Consider the following 19304-nt stretch of genomic DNA (forward strand, 5'->3'; position numbering starts at 1 on the left):
GAACGTTTGCACATAGGCTATGCGTTCGACGTCCTGCCGCGGATCCTCCGGGATGTCTGCGAGGCACTCCTCAATTTCACTATCCGGTGATGTGGAATGAGCGCCCCTGTGGCACCACCGATGGCGAATGCCTCATGTTTTCAATATCTGCGCGAACGTGCACTGTTTCGGAGCCTTGTCAGGGCGCCACCGCATGAACTTGGTGCCGTGTCGGAAGCGATCGCCGGTGACATGATCGAACCGGACTTCCACCACCAGTTCGGGCTTCAATGGCTCCCACTCCCCGCTCCTCTCGGTGCTCCAACGGCTCGGTCCCCCCGGCGCTTTGCCGGTAAAGCCCGGAGGCGAACGCAAGGCTTCGAGTTGTCGGGTGAGCTCTGATCGATCCTCCTGCGCGATCGTCGACGTAAATCCCACATGGTCGAGCTTGCCCTGGTCGTTGTAGAGCCCAAGCAACAACGAGCCGACCTCGCGCGCGTTCGCCAAGTAGCGAAAGCCACCGACCACACAATCGGCTGTGCGCAGCCGCTTGACCTTGACCATGGCGCGCTCGCCGGGCCGATATTCGTCGTCGACAAGCTTGGCGACAACGCCGTCTGTTGCCCCGTGACCGGATTCGCCAAGCCACTTCGTTGCTATTGTCAAATCCCGAGTAAAACGCGACAATTCGAGATTGGCATGTCCCGCTGACTTAACGAATGCATCCAACGCCTCGCGCCGCGCAGACAGCGGTCGATGCATCAGGCTGGCATCCGGACTTGCCAGCATATCGAACAGGATCAGCTTGGCCGGTGTTTCGACAGACAGTTTCCGAATTCTGCTTTCCGCTGGATGCAATCGCATCTGCAGCGCATCGAAAGAAAGCGAGCCGGCAATGTCGATGACGATCTCGCCATCGACCACGAATTCATTGGCCTTCAGGTCACGCAACATCGAGACGACTTCCGGAAAATAGCGGCCGAGCGGCTTGCCTGATTTCGCCCGAAGGTCCACTTCATCGCCGGCTTTGAAGGCGAGGCAACGGAACGGTGCCGTCGCAGGAGTGGTTGGAATTGTGAGTTGGCGTAGTCTCCGGGGTGTCAAACCTCGAATCATCCGGCGTTAGAGCGCCGGACAGGAGACTACGCCATGACAAGGACTACCATGAATGCGGAAGCCGTTCATCCTGGGGATGAGGCGACGAGCTATCTTTTCGACAACTGGTTTGATCCGATCGAAGCTGGCCTGCGCGAGCGGGTGCGCGGCTTCATCGAGACGATGCTCGAGACCGAGCTGGACGCGGTGCTTGCCCGTCCCCGTTATGGCCGGCAGCCGGCGGCGCGCAGTGAGGAGACCACCGGTGTCGCCGGCCACCGCCACGGCAGCCGGACGCGCACGCTGACGGGGACCTTCGGCACCACCGAGATCACGGTTCCGCGGGCGCGCCTCGATGCCGGCAAGGACAAGACGGTGGAATGGAAGAGCAAGGCCTTGCGCGCCTATCAGCGGCGCACGATGGCCGCCGACGCGCTGATCGCGTCGAGCTACCTGGCGGGCACGAACACCAGGCGCGTGCGGCGTGCGCTCGCCGCGCTGTTCGGCGGCGCGATCGGCAAGGACGTCGTCAGCCGCACCTGGCGCAAGGTGAAGACGGACTGGGACGCCTGGAATGCCCGCTCTCTGGCCGACGAGCCGATGGTGCGCCTCATCCTCGACGGGACGGTGGTTCGTGTCAGGCTCGACCGCAAAGCGACCTCGATCTCGCTGCTCGTGGTCATCGGTGTGCGCGCGGACGGCCAGAAGATCCTGCTCGCGGTCAAGAATATGGGTGGCGAGACGACGGAGGCCTGGCGGGCCATTCTCGACGATCTCGTCGGGCGCGGCCTGCGCCGACCTGAGTTTCTCATCGTCGATGGCGCACCTGGCTTGGACAGGGCGATCGCCGCGCTGTGGGACGGGTGCCGGTGCAGAGATGCACGGTTCACAAGCACAGGAATCTGCTTGCCCATGCTCCCGAGCGGCTGCACGAGGAGATCAGCGCCGATTACACCGACATGATCTACGCGGCCACGCCGGAGGAGATCGAGAGCCGCCGCAAGGCGTTCCTGCGCAAATGGCGGCTCAAGTGCCGGGCGGTGGCCGACAGCCTGGAGGAGGCCGGCGAGCGTCTCTTCGCCTTCACCCGGCTGCCGCCGAGCCAATGGAAAAGCGCCAGAACAACAAACGCGATTGAGCGTCTGCATGAGGAGTTCAAGCGGCGCATCAAGACCCAGACCGTTCTGCCTTCGGCCGAAACCGCGGCAATGTTGTTCTGGGCGTTGATGGCGTCCGGTCAAATCTCGATGCGAAAGATCGACGGCTGGCAGACGCTTCCTACGAAGCCACTCGATCAGCAGATTGACCTCGCCGCATGAGCCGTTAATCTTAACCTACCGGAGGCTGCTCCGCCGAATTCCAACACGACCCGCTACGGCACCAACGGAACCCGTCCCACTTAGGTTCGTACTGCCATTGGCTAGCGCTACCAGGCAGTTTTTCAGCAGCCTTGGCTTCCATCGGCTCCGTGTCCAATGGGACGGCAAAGGACGGTTTTTCACCTTTCGATGTCATGCCGCGAGCTTTGCTGAACCAAGCCGTTTGATGGCACTGCTGAGCGACCTCTCACCGTCGTCGTAGTCGGCCCAGGCGACCGTCTTCTTCAGCAGGCTCGGCACGGTTCGGACCGTGTATTTTTTCGGGTCGAGATCCGCCCTCACTTGACCCCATGTCAGCGGCATGGAGACAGTCGCTCCTTCCCGGGCACGGGATGAGAGGGGTGCTACGGCCGTCGCCATGCGATCATTGCGGAGGTAGTCGAGAAATATCCGGGATGTCCGCAGCTTCTTGGCCATGTTGACGAGGTAGAGGTCCGGACGGTCCGCCGACATCTGCATGCAGACAGCCTTCGCGAAGGCCTTTGCCTCGGGCCAGGTCGTCTTGCTGCGCTGACCGGCCAGCGGCGTTACAACGTGCAGGCCCTTGCCACCCGTGGTCTTGCAGAAGCTCACCAGGCCCAAATCTTCGAGACGGTCACGCATTTCCTTGGCCGCTGCGACGACCTCGGGAAAGGAGACTTCCGGACCAGGGTCGAGGTCGAAGACAAGTCGCCCGGGTATCTCGGGGTTGCCCGGCTGGCAATTCCAGGGATGAAATTCCAAGCCGCCGATCTGGGCGATCGCAGCCAGGCCCTCGACGCGGTCGATCTGCAGATAGGGCTTATGGTCGCGGAAGACTTTCACCAGTTCCAGCAGATTGGACGTGCCTGGCATTGCGTGGCGCTGGAAGAATTGCTCGCCGGCGTACCCGTCGGGCGCGCGCACCAGCGAACAGGGGCGACCTTTGAGATGCTTGATCATCCACGGGCCAACGGCCTCGAAATATTCCGCCAGGTCGAGCTTGGTGACCGGCTGGCCACCATCTCCGGCATTCGGCCATAGCGGCTTGTCCGGTTTCGAGATGATGACGCCCATAACGACCGGGCTTCTTCCCGTCCTGCCAGTTGTTTTGGCAGGGTCGGCAATCTGCGTCTCCCGAGGGTCTGCTGGCCGCTCGGCCTCAACCTCTCTCGCCGGCTTGTCTTCGCGGAGGCCTTTGAAGGCGGCCTGCCTGATATTCCCGCCGCCGGTCCAGCCGGCGAACTCGATTTCCGCGACCAGCTGCGGCTTGGTCCAAAAGACGGTCGCATCCTTTTTCGGTGCGCCATCACCGGTAAACGGCCACTTGGCGGCCTGCATTTCCTTCAGCCGTGGCAGCAGCTGCTTGATCTTGGCCTCGCTGTAGCCAGTTCCGACACGGCCGATGTAAGCGAAGTGCTCACCGCGATTGATCCCGACCAGCAACGACCGGAACTTGCCGTTGGTGGTCGACCAGCCACCGATGACAACCTCATGCCCGGCGCGACATTTCGATTTCGCCCAGGTATCGGTTCTGCCCGAGACATAGATTGCATCAGCTTTTTTGGAGATAATGCCTTCGAGCTCAAGTCGGCAGGCAGACCGCAGCACGGCGTCGCCGCCGTTGGTGAAGTGCTCAACATAGCGGATGAGATTCTCACCGCGCTCGGCCTCACCGAGCATTTCGCTCAGCCGTTCCTTACGTTCCGAGAGTGGCAGCTTTCGTAGGTCGACCCCCTCGGCGAACAGCATATCGAAGGCAAAGAAGATCAGATCCTTTGTCCGGCGCTCCGACAGTGCGGCCTGCAAGGCGGCAAAGTCCGGCGCGCCATTTTCGCCGAGCGCCACGATCTCGCCATCGACGATGACGTTGGGAAGACTCACCGCCTCTTTTGCGATGGCGCCAAACTTCTCTGTCCAGTCGAGGCCCTTTCGGGTCCTCAGCGTCGCGGCGCCTTCTTCGACTCGCAATTGGACGCGGTAGCCATCGAACTTTATCTCATGCACCCAATTCGATCCCGCCGGCGGTCGGGAAAGGGTCTGGCAGAGCTGGGGCGGGATGAAATCTGGCATCGTCAACGCCAGGTCACGAGCGGGACGTTTTGGACGCGGCGTTGATTTTGCTGACGGTTTGGGCGAAGCCTTTGACGACTTTGCGCGCTCGTCGGCAGCATGGCCGCGGTTGCTGTCCCACACTGCGTCCGCATCGGCCGTCGATGACCCCTGCATCATGAAGGGCTTCGGTCCGGCTCCTTTACCCGCGGCAATCTTATCCATGCTCCGGCCTGAGGCGACGGAGCGGTCCTGTGTCAGCACCGCGTCGCCATTACCATCAGTCGCGTATTTGTCGCGGTGCTTGATCAGCAGCCAGTTGGTTCGCTTCCCGCCATTGCGGTCATGCTTCATGCGCACCAGGACAAAACTTCCGTGCAGGCGCTTGCCATCGAGCGTGAATTTCAGATCGCCCTTCTCCAAGGCTTGTTGGGGAGATATGGATCCTTCCGGCTCCCAGTAACCGCGATCCCACAACTGCACGGTGCCGCCGCCATACTGTCCCTTGGGGATCGTCCCTTCGAAGTCGCCATAGTCCAGCGGATGGTCCTCAACCCCGACTGCCAGGCGCTTGTCCTGCGGATCCAGCGACGGACCTTTTGTAACGGCCCATGACTTGAAAACACCGTCAAGCTCGAGGCGGAGGTCATAGTGCAGCCGTGTGGCATCGTGCTTCTGGATCACAAACCGGAGCCGGTTCGATTTCGCGATCGAGCGCTCGCCGCTGGGCTCTTTCGTCTTCGTGAAATCCCGTTTGGCCCGATAGGTGGAAAGCTCGCCCTTTGTCATGGAAATGCCTCGGCTGATGACGCAACGCGCGACTCAACGTCGTCGGCGAGATTTGGTTCGGGTGCGTGTGCGGATGCAGTCCGCGAGAGATCATGAAGGACCGCAGACGTGTCGAGTGGCGCGAAGCGCCGCTCGACACGTCTGCGATAGTGTTTGCTAGGGCTTTATGACAACCTTGATGCATCTATCCTTCTTGTCGCGGAACGTCTTACAGGCCTCGGGCCCGCCTTCGAGGTCGATGCGGTGGGTAATCAGAAACGAAGGATCAATGTCACCTTCTCGATGAGCTGCATCAACGGCGCGAGGTTGCGTTGAACATGCGTTTTGCCCCGTCATCCTCGTCAGTCCTTTTCCGACGTAAATGCCCCATGGGCACGGTCACGCTGCCGATAACGACGCCAGGGAGCGAGGCGGTGCCGCCGGGGCGGCAGGCCATCAGCGCCTGTTGCAGGGCATAGGGCCGCTCCATGGCCGTCAAGTCGGTCTGCAAAGTCTAGATGACACCGCCTAGGCCGTGGCTTTCCATGCCAACCGCCTCGATCACGGAGTCGGGGCGTTTGCCGCCCGTCATGTCCAGAATGCGCTGCTGCAGGTCCTTGTGGTCGTCGCGTAAGGTTTACGCGCCTGACGCTTGCGCGCTGAACCTCTGCCTACAACCGCTCCTTGGGTTCCCCAGGAACGGAACCTAGAAAAACGGCGAAGCGCCGTTTACGCCCTGATCGAGATGGAGGCAGCGGTGGCGCATGCTGGGCTTGAAATCTGCGCTTAGAACCAGCCCCGCCATTTGAACCAGACGAGGGGCACGATGGCGCTCAACACGATCAAAGCCAGCCCGTAGGGATAGCCGTACATCCAGTCGTACTCAGGCATGAACTTGAAATTCATTCCATAGATGCCCGCGATTAGCGTTGGCGGTATACCGACGATCGATACTATCGTCAGAATTTTGAAGATATCATTCTGGGCGATCCCAATCAGACCCACCATGGCGTCGAGCAGAAACTGCACTTTGTCAGAGAGGTGGACCTCATAATTGTCGAGCGATGCAACGTCCTGTTTCAGGCCTGCCATGCGCGGCTTCAATTGCCCGCCGGCCCAGTCCGAGGTTAACTCACATGCGAAATCTATCGCACGACCCAAGGCCAACAGCGCATCACGCTTTTCAGAGAGATAGTCGCCCAGGCGACCGAGTTGGCGCAGCCGTGCTCGGATAAGCTTGTTGGAACGCACTGCCTTACGCCCCTGACCTTCGGGCACATGGAAGGCCGTTGTCGACAGGTCACGCAATTCCGTCGCCACCTCTTCCAGACCATCGGCCAGTCGATCGATAAGTTCGTCGCACAGGTCAACGAACACCTCGAGACTCGACCCCGGCCGTTCCTCGGAGCCAGTGAACCGTGCAGCCACGGCGTCGAAGGCCGGCAAAGCCGCGAACCGTACCGTGATCAGGTGCTCGCGCGACAGTACAAGCCGATCGGCGCGATTTGCGGGCCATCGCGCTCAGCATGGGTTACCATCGGTACGCTCATCGACAGCACACCGTCTCGCGCCTTCAGCCGACTTGAGGTTTCGATCTCGCTGAGAGCTTCACGACTTGGCACTTCGATCCCAGCCGCCTTCTTGACCTCCGCGACTTCGGCTGGCGCAGGATCGCGAACGTCCCACCATATGGTTTTGCCCTGCGCCTTCGGCACATCGCTTTCTGGATAGATGCTCAACATCTGACGATGCCCCTTCTGGCGACACAGGGCCTGGCTGGCATGAAATCGCCGCCCAGACGAAAAAACGAATCCCTGGCCGTCGAGGCAGCCATGTTCACGCAGGCGCTAAGGCGACGGGTCGGAAATCCCGGGCAGCATCTGGCGCAGCACGCGGTCGCGCAGGAATACGTGATGGAAGATAGCTGCAGCCGCGTGCAAGCCAGCGAGCCACATAATGACGTCGCCTAGCGTCCCGTGGATTTCTGCGAGCGAGGCGCCGGCATCCCAGGGCCTGAAAAACGGACCCAGCGCGCCAAACCGGTATAGCATCACCGGATGGCCGCCAAACCAGGCCCCCAGCATGGCGGTGGCCGGAACAGCAAAAAGAAGTGCGTAGAGTGTCCAGTGCGTCACCCTTGAGGCGACGTCCATCCATGTGGGCATCGGCGGCGACTGGGGAATACGATCGAACAGGCGCCAGATCAAACGAACGACCAGCAAGCAGAAAACAGTGAAGCCGAGTGACTCGTGAAGCAGCAATCTCGGAGCACTGGCAGCTGAGTACACGCGCGCAGGAGGCCCCCCTACTGAGACTAGGAACGCGATGAGCACGAGCAACGCTGTCAGCCAGTGAAGCGCCTGGGCTAGGCTTCCGTAACGGGTTGTCGTACCGGACAGTGCCATTCAAGGACTCCAGTCGCGAAAGATTTTCGCGCTAGCTCCGCGAAGCGCCACGTTTCCATAGTTCCTCAAGCGCCTTCTCATAAATTTCCAAGCCCGTCTTCTTTCGATCAGTTGCCAGCAGCCGGCCGTTATTTCGTTGTGGTGTTGAACTCACGGTTTGCCGCATAGTCGATAGTGAAGGTACCAGGAGGAGCGCGAACGCCCTCCTTCACATTGGAGATAGTGACCGTTGTGATTTGGCCCCTCTCGTCGGTGAGGCTCCATCTGAGTAGATCGAGCGATTTCTTGTCGAACACCATAGCGATGTTCGAGTTTCCGAAAGCAGACTTGTCGGCTAACTTAATGATAACCTGGGCGCCCTCGTCTCTGATGCTTTTAAGGCGATTGCCAGAGAATTCGACCTTATCGTCGAGTAGGAGCTTAAGCGGCGTCTTCGAGAGAGCATAAAGACGGGATGTCTTGAGCTTCCTGTTGTAGATCACGACGGATTTTCCGTCTGCAATTAAGCTGACCCCTGATTGGCCTGCATAGTTGAACCGAAGCTTGCCCGGGCGCTGGAGAAAAAATCTGCCGCTGGTCTTTTGCGCTCTTGGGCCAGACTGAACGAAGTCCCCGGACATTGACTTTACGGATGTCAAGTGAGCGGCAATCGTCGCGGCTTCTACAGGCGCGGCCGAGGCCACAGTCGCAAGTTCGATATTTATCCCTGAGGCGCTAACAACGGCAAAACAGAAAACCAGCAGTCTTTTGATCTTATATCCCATCTCTTATCCCACCCGGAGCGCGTCTCTTATCACACCGAGCGCGCGCCTGATCGAAAGAGTTCACGTCTAGACATCCATCCCGGCAATGATTCGACCGCCGCGTAGCTGTCATCCCCATCCCCCAAGGCCTTGCTGTCCGAGTATTTTGGCCTGCGTGGCGCCTATCTCCTAAGACCAAAAAAACTCAGAACTGCGAGAACAACGACCACGAGCCCTACAATGTAGATTATGCTATGCATTGACTCATCTCCAAAATTAAAGCGAGGCCCGCGCTATCTTGCGTGCCTACGATGCCTCGCACCCTGAAAGGGAACATTTAGGACAGCCTAATGTTCCGTCGGTTGTCTGCGATTTCGCGCCTATTCAGATATTTGGTGGCGCTTGGTTGAGATTCAGAGCGCAGTGGGCCGCCTGACATTGGGTCAGAAGCCCCTCCCCGGGCGGTCTTTCAAACACCGAGACAGATCCGTCACCGTCACGCCTAAGACCCTAGAAAATATCGCACGGCTTCAGAAGAGGGGGAAAGGCGGTAGCGCTCTCCGGCTACCACCATTCCCCCTTCGACGCCGTGGGGGAATGCCTCCTCGCCCAGGAGTGGTGTTAGCCGCCCAGCGATTTCGACTTCGATCCCGCCAATCCTCGATGGACCTCGAAACATCGCGACGGCTTCGATCAGTCCCGCATCGCCTCTGCAGATTCGGGATCGCCAGCGGCAATGTCCTTCGCAAGCCCTGTCTGAAGCTGGTTCAGTTGTGCCTCGTAGCGTGCCAGCACGAGGGATGCAGCACGATGACTCCGGTCGCGGGGGCAAGGCCAGCAACACCACATAACGAATGCGCGATGTAGGGACGCAAATCGAAAGAAGCAGATCCTCACCGGTGAGGGCTGGCCTGGTATGGAGATGGCGACGGTAGTCCCTGGAGCCTGCTCCTTGAAGGACATCGCTGACGAGAATGCCAGATGCTTTGAGTTCCTCGCGAGCTGCCGCTGATATCGGGTTGATCTGCGGCAGATCTGCCCCGCAACCGACGCCTGTGTTCAACAGCTGATTACGCCCGAGATCGCGCCGCACAAGGCTATAGGTGGTTCCCCTGTACCGCACGGAGTGCCTCTCCTCGAAAGGCCTCCAGGTCGCCATTGGCGAGAGCTGCGGATTTCGACAAGCCGTCCAGGATCGTTCTTAGAACGGTGCAAAAGCGCACGTTGGAGTAGTTGCCGATGGCGTCCCAGAGCGTGCTGTTGCCCTGCTCGCGCTCTCTGTAGGCGCTCGGGCCATCTTAGCTCCTGCGATGAAGCTCGCCCGGGACCTCGTTGTCGTGAACATCCGCACGACAGTGGCCGACCTGGTAGTCGTGATTGAAGGCCCCCCATGCCTTCGCGGCCTTCGACGCGGTAGACGATAGGCATGACAAATCTCCGCCTGCGCCTCGTCCCCGGTAGGACGAAGACGAGAGCGGGTTGCTGTTGCGATTGCTGTTGCTGTTGGTGGGACCTAGGTGGCGCTGGCGCGCCGGAGGATCTCGGCCACGACTTCGGCCGGTACCACTTCGCGAGCTCGACCTCGTCAATGTTCCCTTCCTCGACCAGCATCTGGATCTCCTCGACCTCTTGGTCGCTGAAATCGGCCGTTGCGGTGTCGCGAGGGTCGCGCCACGTCACGGGCGGGAGGTCTTGGTATTTGTAGTCGCGCTCCTTCACCACTCGCCAGTGGTGGGGCTCGATGCATCGTGGCTCTAGGCAGGTGGGACGGATTGAAATCCGTGGGAAATCCACCAGATTGAGCAGCACACGGGCGGGGTTGCCGAAACGTGGAGGTGTGGGCGCCGGCCGCGCATTGGACCATCCCAGATCAGGTGGTTGCCCTCAATGTGGGACTTCCGATCAACTCTCTCACGCAGCGTCGTTTTGGGTCTGGCCATGGGTGCTCACATAGTGACGCGGGAATAAACCGAACAGCCTGAGTGCCCAACTCGCAAGACCATTATTTTATACATACTATAGTCAAACTTTTTGGCCCCCCCGCGATTTCAAGTACCGTTCTGTTAGGTTTATTATTTCCCCGCGTTGGGGAATGGAGGGAGAAATAAAAGAACTTATAATTGGGAAAAAGCCACGCGATTAGAATGGCTTATTCCAGTTTCTTAATCCAGTGATTGACTTCGATTGCCTCGAGCACCCTACCGGCCGGTCTGCGAACCCTGGCCTCGTCGAGGTAGCGGATGGCTTGATGGACCCAAGCCGAGGTCCGGATTCGTCCGTGTCGGGGCCAAGTGTGATTGTCTTGTCAATCCCGCAAACTGGCGGCTTATGCAATCAAAATCGAGAAGCCGCACACGCAATGAAAATTTGGTAGACAGCCGAACTGGTTTGCCCGCCACCGCTCACACCACCACAATAAGGCGGGATAGCCTCATTCTCACGCGCATTTGCAGAACAACGATCGTGGTTTCCCCAAAGAAAATCGGGCAGAGCAGCCTGACTCTCTGGAAGCTGGCGTCCACCTATCTACCTTCCGCTTCGCCCGGACACAGCGACGCCGCGACAACTCACATGACGCATAACCGGCTCCTCGTGTCTGCCTGCGGCGTGTCCCGCGTCGTCGCAAGCAGATGCACCGGCAAATATTTAAGGTTGCAACCTAATGCGGAGAATAGCGGTGATTATCCACTCCTCGATTTCTGCCGCTTGCGCGCCATCGTCACTAGAGCGGCGCAGAACTGGACAGAGGTTGCGCCACTCCATGGCCCCTTTGGTCGCGTTTAGCTGCAGCAGACCTGCCTGCGGCTGCTAAGCTCTGCAAACTCGGCATAGCAAGGGCCGCAAGGGGCCTGCCGAGGTTAGTGCTTCACGATTGGAGCTACAGGCACGTTTGCCAGATCGTGTTGCCCGACCCACTGGTATCCCCACACGATCGAATTGGGCAGAGCCAAATCTTCCAACCTGACCTCCGGGACATTTGTGTCCTGACACGAAAGCAGAATGTCATCGTGATCGGGGAGATCGTCAACAATGTGGGTGAGCCAAGGGCGGATGTGAAGGCTTCCGTCCCAGAGCGTGAAGGCAGCGAACGGCCAATTCTTGTAAAGGACCAAGTGGCTGGCCTTCACCACCCTGTAGTAGAAAAATTCCTCTCCCTTAGAGAGGTAAACGCCGGCAGAGGGGAAAGCGTCATCCTCTTGCTCGCGGCGACGCAAGATCGGCTCCTTCAGGAAATGCGGCTTCCCGTCAATGGCAACCGGCTGAGGCAGGAGGCCGTGCTGAGCCATTCGGAGAACATCTTCTTTGCGCACACCAAGCAAGTCTGCGACTTCTGTTACAGTCAAATATTCGTCGGACATATGGTTCCTTTCAATGCTTTTGTCCGACCGGCATGTGGCCCCATCGCTCATCATGCGCTAGGTACGTTCTTTGCAATACTATAGGGCAAGAGAACTAACTCTGCCTGGATCATCCACTCCGTACGTGATCACGCCCGCGCCAAAGCCTGACTCAGATCCAAGGCCGAACCCCGCATCGCTCAACCAGTGCCGTGATTGCTGCGTCTAGATCGATGCGTGGACCAGGCGCAGGCGCCAACGTCAGTCGAGCTTCAGCCTCTGCGACCCTATCGCCTTGAGGCACTGCGCGAAGAAGACGGCACTGAAGCGTCCACGTGAGAGCTTGTTGCGGATGTTGGCCGCCTTTTCCTCGACGCCAATGGCAGCCAACTTCTCGGCCAGGTCGGCGTAGCTCAGGCCCTGAAGCTTTAGCTCAGCTTTCAACAACCCGCTGATCAGTCGCTCCCACTCGGTCTCGGTCATCCAAACATTCTCCCGCAAAAAATCTTCGGCGGCCTATTGAAGGCAATTTTGCGCCACTTATGTATCGCAAACAGTGCAAACGCACCGTATACGATCAACAACTACCGCTAAGGAGACTCACAACATGACCATCGACCACACAACAGCAAAAGTGCTGACCGACCTCCTGCGCGAACTCTCCTCGGAACTGGACCTTCATCACGAAGATGACCAGTTGCCCGCCCTTAAGCCAACGATCGAAGCGCTGCGAAGGGCTGCTACCCTGATGACGAACGCCGGCCACAAGACCCCGGAAGTCTACCACCATGTTATGCGTGCGGGTTTCACAAAGTTCGGGACACAGATTTCAGTAAGTCGCGGCCAAGGATTTCAGTAAGTACGGGACATCCGTTTCAGTAAGTCGCGGACAAGCTGATGACGGGTTTAGAGATCGATTTTCGTAAGCGCCAATCTGGCATTTTGCCCTCGCATTTTAAGCGAGGACATAATGCCGAGACGGAAGCAAGCGAGACATACGAGCGTGAAGGACATCCGATCGATATTGCGGCTGACGTTTGAGCAGGAGCTTCCTGTGCGCGCCGTTTCGGACCGTTTGAAGATCAGCAAGACATCGGTTTCAACGTATCTGCTGCGAGCGCGGGAAGCTGGCCTTGCGGTTTGGCCGCTGCCCGCTGGGCTGGATGATGATGAGATACTGGAACAGCGGCTATTTCGTCGGATGGGACGGCCGCCGCGCGAGACCGCTGAGCCGGACTGGCCGAAGATGGCGAGCGAGCTGAAGCGCAAGGGGGTGACACTCAATCTGTTGTGGCAGGAATACCGTGAGACCCATCCGGACGGCTATGGTTACACTTGGTTTTGTGGCCGATTCGCTGAATTCGAGAGCCGCGTCAAGCCAACCTATCGCAGTCGTCACGTTGCTGGTGTTGCGATGGAATGCGACTATGCCGGGCACACGATCCCCGTCATCGATCCGTCGACAGGAGAGATCCGCGCGGCGCAGATTTACGTTGCGGTGCTGAGCGCGTCGCAATTGACGTTCTCTTATGCGAGCTTCAGCCAGAAGCTGCCGGATTGGATTGAAGCCAACCAACGGGCTTTCAGCTACTTCGGCGGGGTAACGAAGACAACGATCTGCGATAATCTCAGGTCGGCCGTCGCCAAGGCTCTGTGGTTCGAGCCGACGATCAACGCGACATTTGCCGCTTTTGCCGAGCATTACGACACAACAGTGCTTCCAGCACGGCCGAAACGTCCGCGGGATAAACCCTCCGCCGAAGGCTCGGTTTTAATCGTGGAGAGGTGGGTCCTGGCCAGGCTGAGAAACGAACGCTTCTTCAGCCTTGCCGATCTCAATGCTCGGATCAGCACTTTGATCGAAGACCTGAACGGCCGCATCATGCGCCGCTACGGCAAGTCCCGGCGCGATTTGTTTGATGAGATCGAGCGTGCGCAACTCAAACCACTGCCGGCAACACCGTTTGAATATGCCGAGTGGAAAGCGGCCAAGGTCCATCCTGACTATCATGTCGAGGTCGACAAAAGCTTCTATTCCGTGCCGCACGGCCTGATCGGCAAACGGGTCGATGTGAGGCTGACGTATCGGGTGGTCGAGATCTTCCACGACCATAAACGTGTTGCCAGTCACATCCGAAGCTCGCAGCGCTCAGGCCACATCACCGTCAATGAGCATATGCCGAAGTCGCACCAGCGCTATGCCAACACGACGCCTCACACATTGAGGATGGAAGCGGCAAAAGTCGGCAGCAACACAGCGATCTTTATCGAGCGTCTGCTGAGTGATCGCCCACATCCGGAACAAGGGTATCGGTCCGCACAGGGCATCCTTTCCCTGGCGCGACGCTACAAATCCGACCGCCTGGAAATGGCGTGTGAGCGGGCGCTGATCATCAATGCTCTCAGCTATTCGTCCGTCGCCAACATTCTCAAATCGGGTCTCGACCAAGCCCCGCCTATGAGTGAGGCCGTCAAGCCGGCACCGCCGCACGGCAACATCCGCGGCAAAACCTACTATCAATGAGAAAGGATACCAGATGCTGACCCATCCAATGCTTGATCAAATGCACACGCTCGGTCTTGCCGGAATGGCTGCCGCCTATCGCCAGCTTGGCGAGCAGAGCCATGGAAGCGACCTCAGCTTCGACGAACGGCTCGGCCTGATGCTCGATCGCGAGATCGCACTGAGAACAGACAAGCGGCTGACCAATCGATTGGCAACGGCAAAGCTGCGGTTTGCCAATGCTTCGATCGAAGACATCGACTTCAGCACCCACCGCGGTCTTGATCGCCGCAACGTCTTATCCCTAGCGCAAGGAGCATGGCTGAAGGCAAACGAGAACTTGATTCTGACAGGCCAAACGGGCACCGGAAAGACTTGGATCGCCTGCGCCTTCGCTCGACAGGCGGCCCGTCTCGACTATTCCGTGCTCTACGTCAGAATGCCACGCCTGTTCGAAGACCTGGCACTGGCGAGGCTAGACGGGCGCTTCCCGCGCCTCATCGACAAGCTGGCCCGTGTTCAGTTGCTGGTGCTCGACGATTGGGGAACGCATACGCTGAGTGACAGACAAAGGCTCGATCTTCTGGAAATCTTCGAGGAGCGTTACCGGCGCAAATCGACCCTGATTACCGCTCAAATTCCCGTGGCCGCATGGCATGAAATGATCGGAGAGGCCACTTTAGCCGATGCGATCCTGGACCGTATCGTTCACAACGCCCACCGCATAACCCTCGAGGGCGATAGCATGCGAAAGCAGAAAACAGCGACGCTCTTGACCGGCGACGAAATAACCGAAATCAATCGCTCCTGACAGAAACAAGGCAACCGGAATCGATCCCCTTCCCTTGTCCGCGACTTTGCGAAACGCTTGGCCGCGACATACCGAAATCGCTGTCCCAATTTAGTGAAATCCGCATTATGCGCCGCTTCGAACGGGCGACTCGCTCTTAACATAGCGATCGGACGGCGGAATTTCACGGCGCCCAGCCACCCTCCTCCACAGGACTTTCAAAATGACCGAACCATTCGACCGTTCCATATCAAGCTCCGACTATTTGGCCACGGCGCGCGACCGCCACCAGGACGGAACATCGAGATTGAACGAGGATCTGGCCCAGATGCTCGACGATGACTACGCCTGCGGCCTAAACCAAGAGCACGTCGACGTCCTGATCTATCCCGCCAACTGGAGCCACCTCGCACGCCAGGAGAACAGACCGCCGCGGGTATTTCTTAACGCCAGGATCAACCAGAAGGGCAACGCCGAGATCAACTGGGCGCGCGGCGACCACGACATCCTCTATGACGAGGACTTTCTGGCAAGGTACGCAGATGCGGCTCGGTCTGCGGACTCGGTCCCATGGCGGGGCATTGGGGAACTGATGTGGTGGAAGGGCTTCGAGTTCCTGGTCAGCAATGCAATCATCCGCAGATCGCCTGTGGCCACGGCTCTCCTGTACGCCCACGCTGCCAGCCTCAACGAGCTTGCTTCAGTCCTTACCCAGCACCTGAACCTGGTCGGAGCGATGGCGCTCAACTTCACCTATCAGGATGGCGAAATCACCTCAGCCGACTTCGTGCCGACCATTCCGTCTGACCGGCTCCGAGAGATGATCCAGGAGCGAGGCCGGCGGAAGGCGGCAACGCTTCGAGAGGCCGTCGAGCGCATCGCTAAGTTTGACCCTAAGGATCCTGAATGATCCTCTCACACTCTGCTACCTCTCCCTCCTTCTTCAAGCAGCCGATGTTTGTCCAATGTTCTTCTTCGGCGCCACGTTCGCCCACGGCGCTCGCAGCGTTCTTCGAGTCTGCCGATTGGCAGTCGTACCCCCCAACGATCCATCGGCATCTCGCGGGCGACACCTTCTCGGCCGAGCTGTCCCGCTGCAGGCGCGAGGAGCAGCGGCACAGTCAGCTGGATTTTCGGGTGACATTTCCCTCCTGCAGCTCAAACGCCGGCCAGAAGGTTTTGGAACCGGCTCGATCGCGGATCTTTCGATCACATGCGCGCCTCGAGGGGACGAGCGGAAGGGGTACACCTTTTTTCGGTTGAAAGCCCCGGGTTTGCGCGGGAATGGACCTATCTACGGCCAGCAAAAATTTTTGCTTTTTCGGGTAATAGCACTCGCCGACGGACGGTCCGCGGTCAAGAAAGCCGCTCCCCCTATAGTACCACGTCCAAGGGCCATAGAACCGTATTGTACAGCGAACTAGATCAGGCTGGCTCCGCCATCGATGGCCTCCACACACCAGCGTGTCTTCTGATCTATGACCAATCGCGTTTTTGAGCAAAGCAATCACCCTGACCAAAGCGCTCCGCTCCGGCTGGACATAGCCGCTCGCATTGCTTTCCCCGACGGTACGATGGGGGCACCAGGGCTGCGCAAGGAGCGGGATGCTGGCCGACTAGTAACAGAGATGATCGCGGGGAAGGAGTATGTCACCTTGGCCGCGATCGCCGAGATGAGGGAAAGATGTCGAGGACTTCGAAAGGGGCACGCCTCGTCTGGCGGGAGGAAAGCAGGAAACAGGACGGGACCTTGCGGAGCCGGGCCGGCTGGTTCATCCGCGACGGCAACACCTTCATCAGCGCTTGCGGCGGCACTGGCAACCGCGAACGCGCTGAAAACGGCTCGCCAGCTACATCACCGAAAAGTACCAGCCGGTCCGCGAGCGCGGTCGTGATCCCGCTGACGTCGCGATAGCCGACGCCGTTAGCGTTTACCTAACAGACGTCGCGCCCAATCACGCCAAACCGAAAGAAACCGCTGGCCGTATTGTCGCGGTGCTGAACTGGTTCGGCGATATGATGATCGGCGACATCGACGGCAAGGTCTGCCGCGACTACGCTAAAGCGCACGGCGGCGGTGCGGCCGCTAGGCGGCAGCTGGAGGACTTGCGATCGGCGCTCAACAACTATCATCGAGAAGGCTACATAACCTCGACGCCGGCGATCGTCCTGCCGCCGAAGTCCGCGCCAAGGGACCGCTGGCTGACCCGTGACGAAGCGGCGGCGTTGGTACGCGCTGCTTGGCGGATGCGTCAGTCCTGGAAGGGCCAGCCAAGTGACCGGCGCACAGGACGCCACGTCGCACGCTTCATCCTGGTCGCTCTTTATACAGGGACTCGATCAGCCGCGATCTGCGGCGCCGCTGTGCGACCGACTGCTGGGGCAGGCCATGTGGATCTCGAACGGGGCGTGTTCTATCGTCGCGCAGCTGGCCGCCTTGAGACGAAGAAGCGGCAGCCACCGGTGCGCCTACCCGATCGTCTGCTTGCCCATGTGCGGCGGTGGGCGGTTACGCCGCTTGAGATTAAGACTAGGCGTTGCAGCAAAAGCGAAAACATTGGCCGAATGATCGCCCAGGACTATATTGTCGAGTGGAACGGCAAGCCGGTACAGTCGATTAAGAAGGCCTTCCGGTCCGTGGTCGAGGCAGCGGGGCTCGGCTGGTACGACGATGTGAGAGCCCCGGACGGGACCGCCAAGCGCGTGTTCCGTACCGACGTTACCCCGCACATCTTTCGCCACACCGCTGCCACTTGGCTAATGCAACAAGGCTCCGACCCGTGGGCTGCTGCCGGCTTCCTCGGCATGACTGTTGAGATGCTGATCCAAACCTATGGGCATCATCATCCAGACTTCCAAGCGGATGCAGCCGAGGCGATCGTATCCAAGTCGCGTTCGAGAAACCTGCCGAAAAATGTTGTCTCAATACCGAAGGCACAGAACAAGAACACCCCCACAACTCCCCACAGATACCCCACGGTTAAGTCAGAAACAAAGGTGAACAAAGGCCCTCGGCCGTGATGAGAAATGCCGGGAATCCCGGCTTTTGCTGGCAGACCCCGTCGTTCGGGACGAGGGGGTCGCAGGTTCAAATCCTGCCACTCCGACCAGAAAAACAACGTGTTAGCGCATCCCGACTTTGGCGCTCAAACTGATATCGCAGCCGAAAACACGGCGAGATGAGCTGCCTCCTCGGCGCGGCCCTTCCCTTTGTCGCCAACGCGCCACGCCACTGGGCTTGCTGAAAACGCTGACGACGTCGGCGGCTGAAGTCTCTCGGTCATTGCGCGTGAATTTTCATCCGCCGCGCGGCATTCAACAACGCCGCGCCATCCGTGTCGATCGTGTCGACAAGTTCGCCGGCCTGGTCGACGCTGATGCCTGTTTCATTGGACAGGAACCAGACGCGGAAGCTCCTGTCTTCAGGTGGAAAAGGGGCGACGAACTCCCTGCCATCGTTTCGGTCTTCGGCTGATAGCCTGCGGCGCTTTCGCAGTGTTCGCTTGGGCTGGTCGTCTTCCGATGAGGGGTCCATGGGCATATTTGACGTCGGGCTTATCGCAGGCCGAAGAAGCTCAATATCAATAGTACGATGACCACCGCTCCAACGAGCCAAATTATATTGTTCATGATCCTTCTCCCGTTGCCTGGAAAAGCTCGCGCCTCTGATGGAGAAACGCGTGCCGATCAGCCTTTGCCCGGCTGATCTTCTGCCGATGCCAGGCGATGGCGTCGGCCGTGAGAACAGAACAATTAGATGCACCTAATGTTCCATCGCATAGGCAAGATCGAGCATTGGCCTGCTGAATTGCTTTTATATTAGCGATAGCGCATGTTCGCTCCTGAGGGACTGCCGGTGATGCCTGGAGCCGCCATGGAAAAACTGGTTCTCACAGCAGCAATTGCGCTTGCCTGCCATTGCGCGCCCTCCCACGCGGACGACGAGCGGTCATGCGAAATCGTGGCGGCGTCAGCCCAGCTTTCCGGCAAGACCAACTGTAGAGACGGCGATGTCGCCACTATCTCCGGCATGAGCACCAAAGAGGTGCCGGAAGCGATAGCCCGATATTGCGATTTCTGGGCACAGATCGTCGTATTGCCCGATGCGAACACGACCGATGCATCGAGCCACTTCGTTGTTTGCAAGTACCGTCGGCGAGACGCGGCCCCTTCTCAGCCTTAGGCCAAGCAATAGCCCGTCCTTCGACTTTCCGGAGGCCTCCGAGACTGTCCTGGGACAGCCCGGAACCAAAGGGGCCAGCGGCAGTTATCCGACGAAGGGCTAATCAAGGTA

General features: G+C 59.1%; 15 protein-coding genes and 2 pseudogenes. 7 read left to right on the plus strand and 10 right to left on the minus strand.

Annotated elements, in window-relative coordinates:
• Positions 1 to 132: 132 nt before the first annotated feature.
• Positions 133 to 1026 (minus strand): annotated as a pseudogene (locus AC0V8S_RS29595) (ATP-dependent DNA ligase); the annotation flags it as partial.
• A 117-nt stretch (positions 1027 to 1143) separates the two neighbouring features.
• On the opposite strand from AC0V8S_RS29595, the pseudogene AC0V8S_RS29600 reads away from it, so the two are divergent.
• Positions 1144 to 2393 (plus strand): annotated as a pseudogene (locus tag AC0V8S_RS29600) (IS256 family transposase).
• A gap of 192 nt (positions 2394 to 2585) precedes the next feature.
• On the opposite strand, the gene ligD reads toward AC0V8S_RS29600, so the two are convergent.
• From ligD to AC0V8S_RS29640, 8 genes are all read right to left on the minus strand, one after another.
• Positions 2586 to 5252 (minus strand): DNA ligase D, encoded by a 2667-nt coding sequence (gene ligD / locus AC0V8S_RS29605; RefSeq protein ID WP_475434978.1) that lies wholly within the window; start codon positions 5250 to 5252, stop codon positions 2586 to 2588.
• 292 nt (positions 5253 to 5544) lie between these two features.
• Entirely contained in the window at positions 5545 to 5730 is a 186-nt protein-coding gene (locus tag AC0V8S_RS29610) for a hypothetical protein (RefSeq protein ID WP_475434979.1), read from the minus strand.
• Positions 5731 to 6017: 287 nt separating this feature from the next.
• Positions 6018 to 6677, minus strand: a complete 660-nt coding sequence (locus AC0V8S_RS29615; protein ID WP_475434981.1) for a CorA family divalent cation transporter — start codon at positions 6675 to 6677, stop codon at positions 6018 to 6020.
• Positions 6678 to 6697: 20 nt separating this feature from the next.
• Positions 6698 to 6973 carry a hypothetical protein gene (locus tag AC0V8S_RS29620; protein ID WP_475434982.1) on the minus strand — a complete coding sequence of 92 codons (276 nt, stop codon included), beginning with the start codon at positions 6971 to 6973 and terminating at the stop codon, positions 6698 to 6700.
• 105 nt (positions 6974 to 7078) lie between these two features.
• Positions 7079 to 7636, minus strand: a complete 558-nt coding sequence (locus AC0V8S_RS29625) for a cytochrome b (RefSeq protein WP_475434983.1) — start codon at positions 7634 to 7636, stop codon at positions 7079 to 7081.
• Positions 7637 to 7764: 128 nt separating this feature from the next.
• The gene (locus AC0V8S_RS29630) at positions 7765 to 8400 is read right to left on the minus strand and encodes a LolA family protein (RefSeq protein ID WP_475434985.1); all 636 of its coding nucleotides are present in this window, start codon (positions 8398 to 8400) and stop codon (positions 7765 to 7767) included.
• Between the two features lie 2837 nt (positions 8401 to 11237).
• Entirely contained in the window at positions 11238 to 11738 is a 501-nt protein-coding gene (locus AC0V8S_RS29635) for a helix-turn-helix transcriptional regulator (protein WP_475434986.1), read from the minus strand.
• A gap of 240 nt (positions 11739 to 11978) precedes the next feature.
• Positions 11979 to 12200: a DUF6471 domain-containing protein gene (locus AC0V8S_RS29640; protein WP_475434987.1), complete on the minus strand. Its 222-nt coding sequence runs from the start codon at positions 12198 to 12200 to the stop codon at positions 11979 to 11981.
• A 124-nt stretch (positions 12201 to 12324) separates the two neighbouring features.
• Here AC0V8S_RS29640 and AC0V8S_RS29645 point away from each other — a divergent pair, with 124 nt between their 5' ends.
• The 5 genes from AC0V8S_RS29645 to AC0V8S_RS29665 all read left to right on the plus strand — a co-directional run bounded on the left by AC0V8S_RS29645 (position 12325) and on the right by AC0V8S_RS29665 (position 18031).
• Positions 12325 to 12576, plus strand: coding sequence for a hypothetical protein (locus tag AC0V8S_RS29645; RefSeq protein ID WP_475434989.1), 252 nt, complete (start codon positions 12325 to 12327; stop codon positions 12574 to 12576).
• 111 nt (positions 12577 to 12687) lie between these two features.
• A complete protein-coding gene (gene istA, locus AC0V8S_RS29650) occupies positions 12688 to 14241 on the plus strand; it encodes an IS21 family transposase (RefSeq protein ID WP_475434991.1) in 1554 nt (517 codons plus the stop codon).
• Positions 14242 to 14254: 13 nt separating this feature from the next.
• Entirely contained in the window at positions 14255 to 15031 is a 777-nt protein-coding gene (gene istB, locus AC0V8S_RS29655) for an IS21-like element helper ATPase IstB (RefSeq protein WP_475434993.1), read from the plus strand.
• Between the two features lie 202 nt (positions 15032 to 15233).
• On the plus strand, positions 15234 to 15920 hold the full coding sequence (locus AC0V8S_RS29660) for a hypothetical protein (protein ID WP_475434994.1): 687 nt from the start codon (positions 15234 to 15236) through the stop codon (positions 15918 to 15920).
• 1109 nt (positions 15921 to 17029) lie between these two features.
• The gene (locus AC0V8S_RS29665) at positions 17030 to 18031 is read left to right on the plus strand and encodes a site-specific integrase (protein WP_475434996.1); all 1002 of its coding nucleotides are present in this window, start codon (positions 17030 to 17032) and stop codon (positions 18029 to 18031) included.
• A 259-nt stretch (positions 18032 to 18290) separates the two neighbouring features.
• Here AC0V8S_RS29665 and AC0V8S_RS29670 read toward each other — a convergent pair whose 3' ends face one another.
• Positions 18291 to 18773, minus strand: coding sequence for a hypothetical protein (locus tag AC0V8S_RS29670; protein WP_475434998.1), 483 nt, complete (start codon positions 18771 to 18773; stop codon positions 18291 to 18293).
• A 111-nt stretch (positions 18774 to 18884) separates the two neighbouring features.
• On the opposite strand from AC0V8S_RS29670, the gene AC0V8S_RS29675 reads away from it, so the two are divergent.
• The gene (locus AC0V8S_RS29675; protein WP_475434999.1) at positions 18885 to 19193 is read left to right on the plus strand and encodes a hypothetical protein; all 309 of its coding nucleotides are present in this window, start codon (positions 18885 to 18887) and stop codon (positions 19191 to 19193) included.
• Positions 19194 to 19304 lie beyond the last annotated feature (111 nt).

The sequence above is a fragment of the Mesorhizobium oxytropidicola genome, assembly GCF_056174625.1.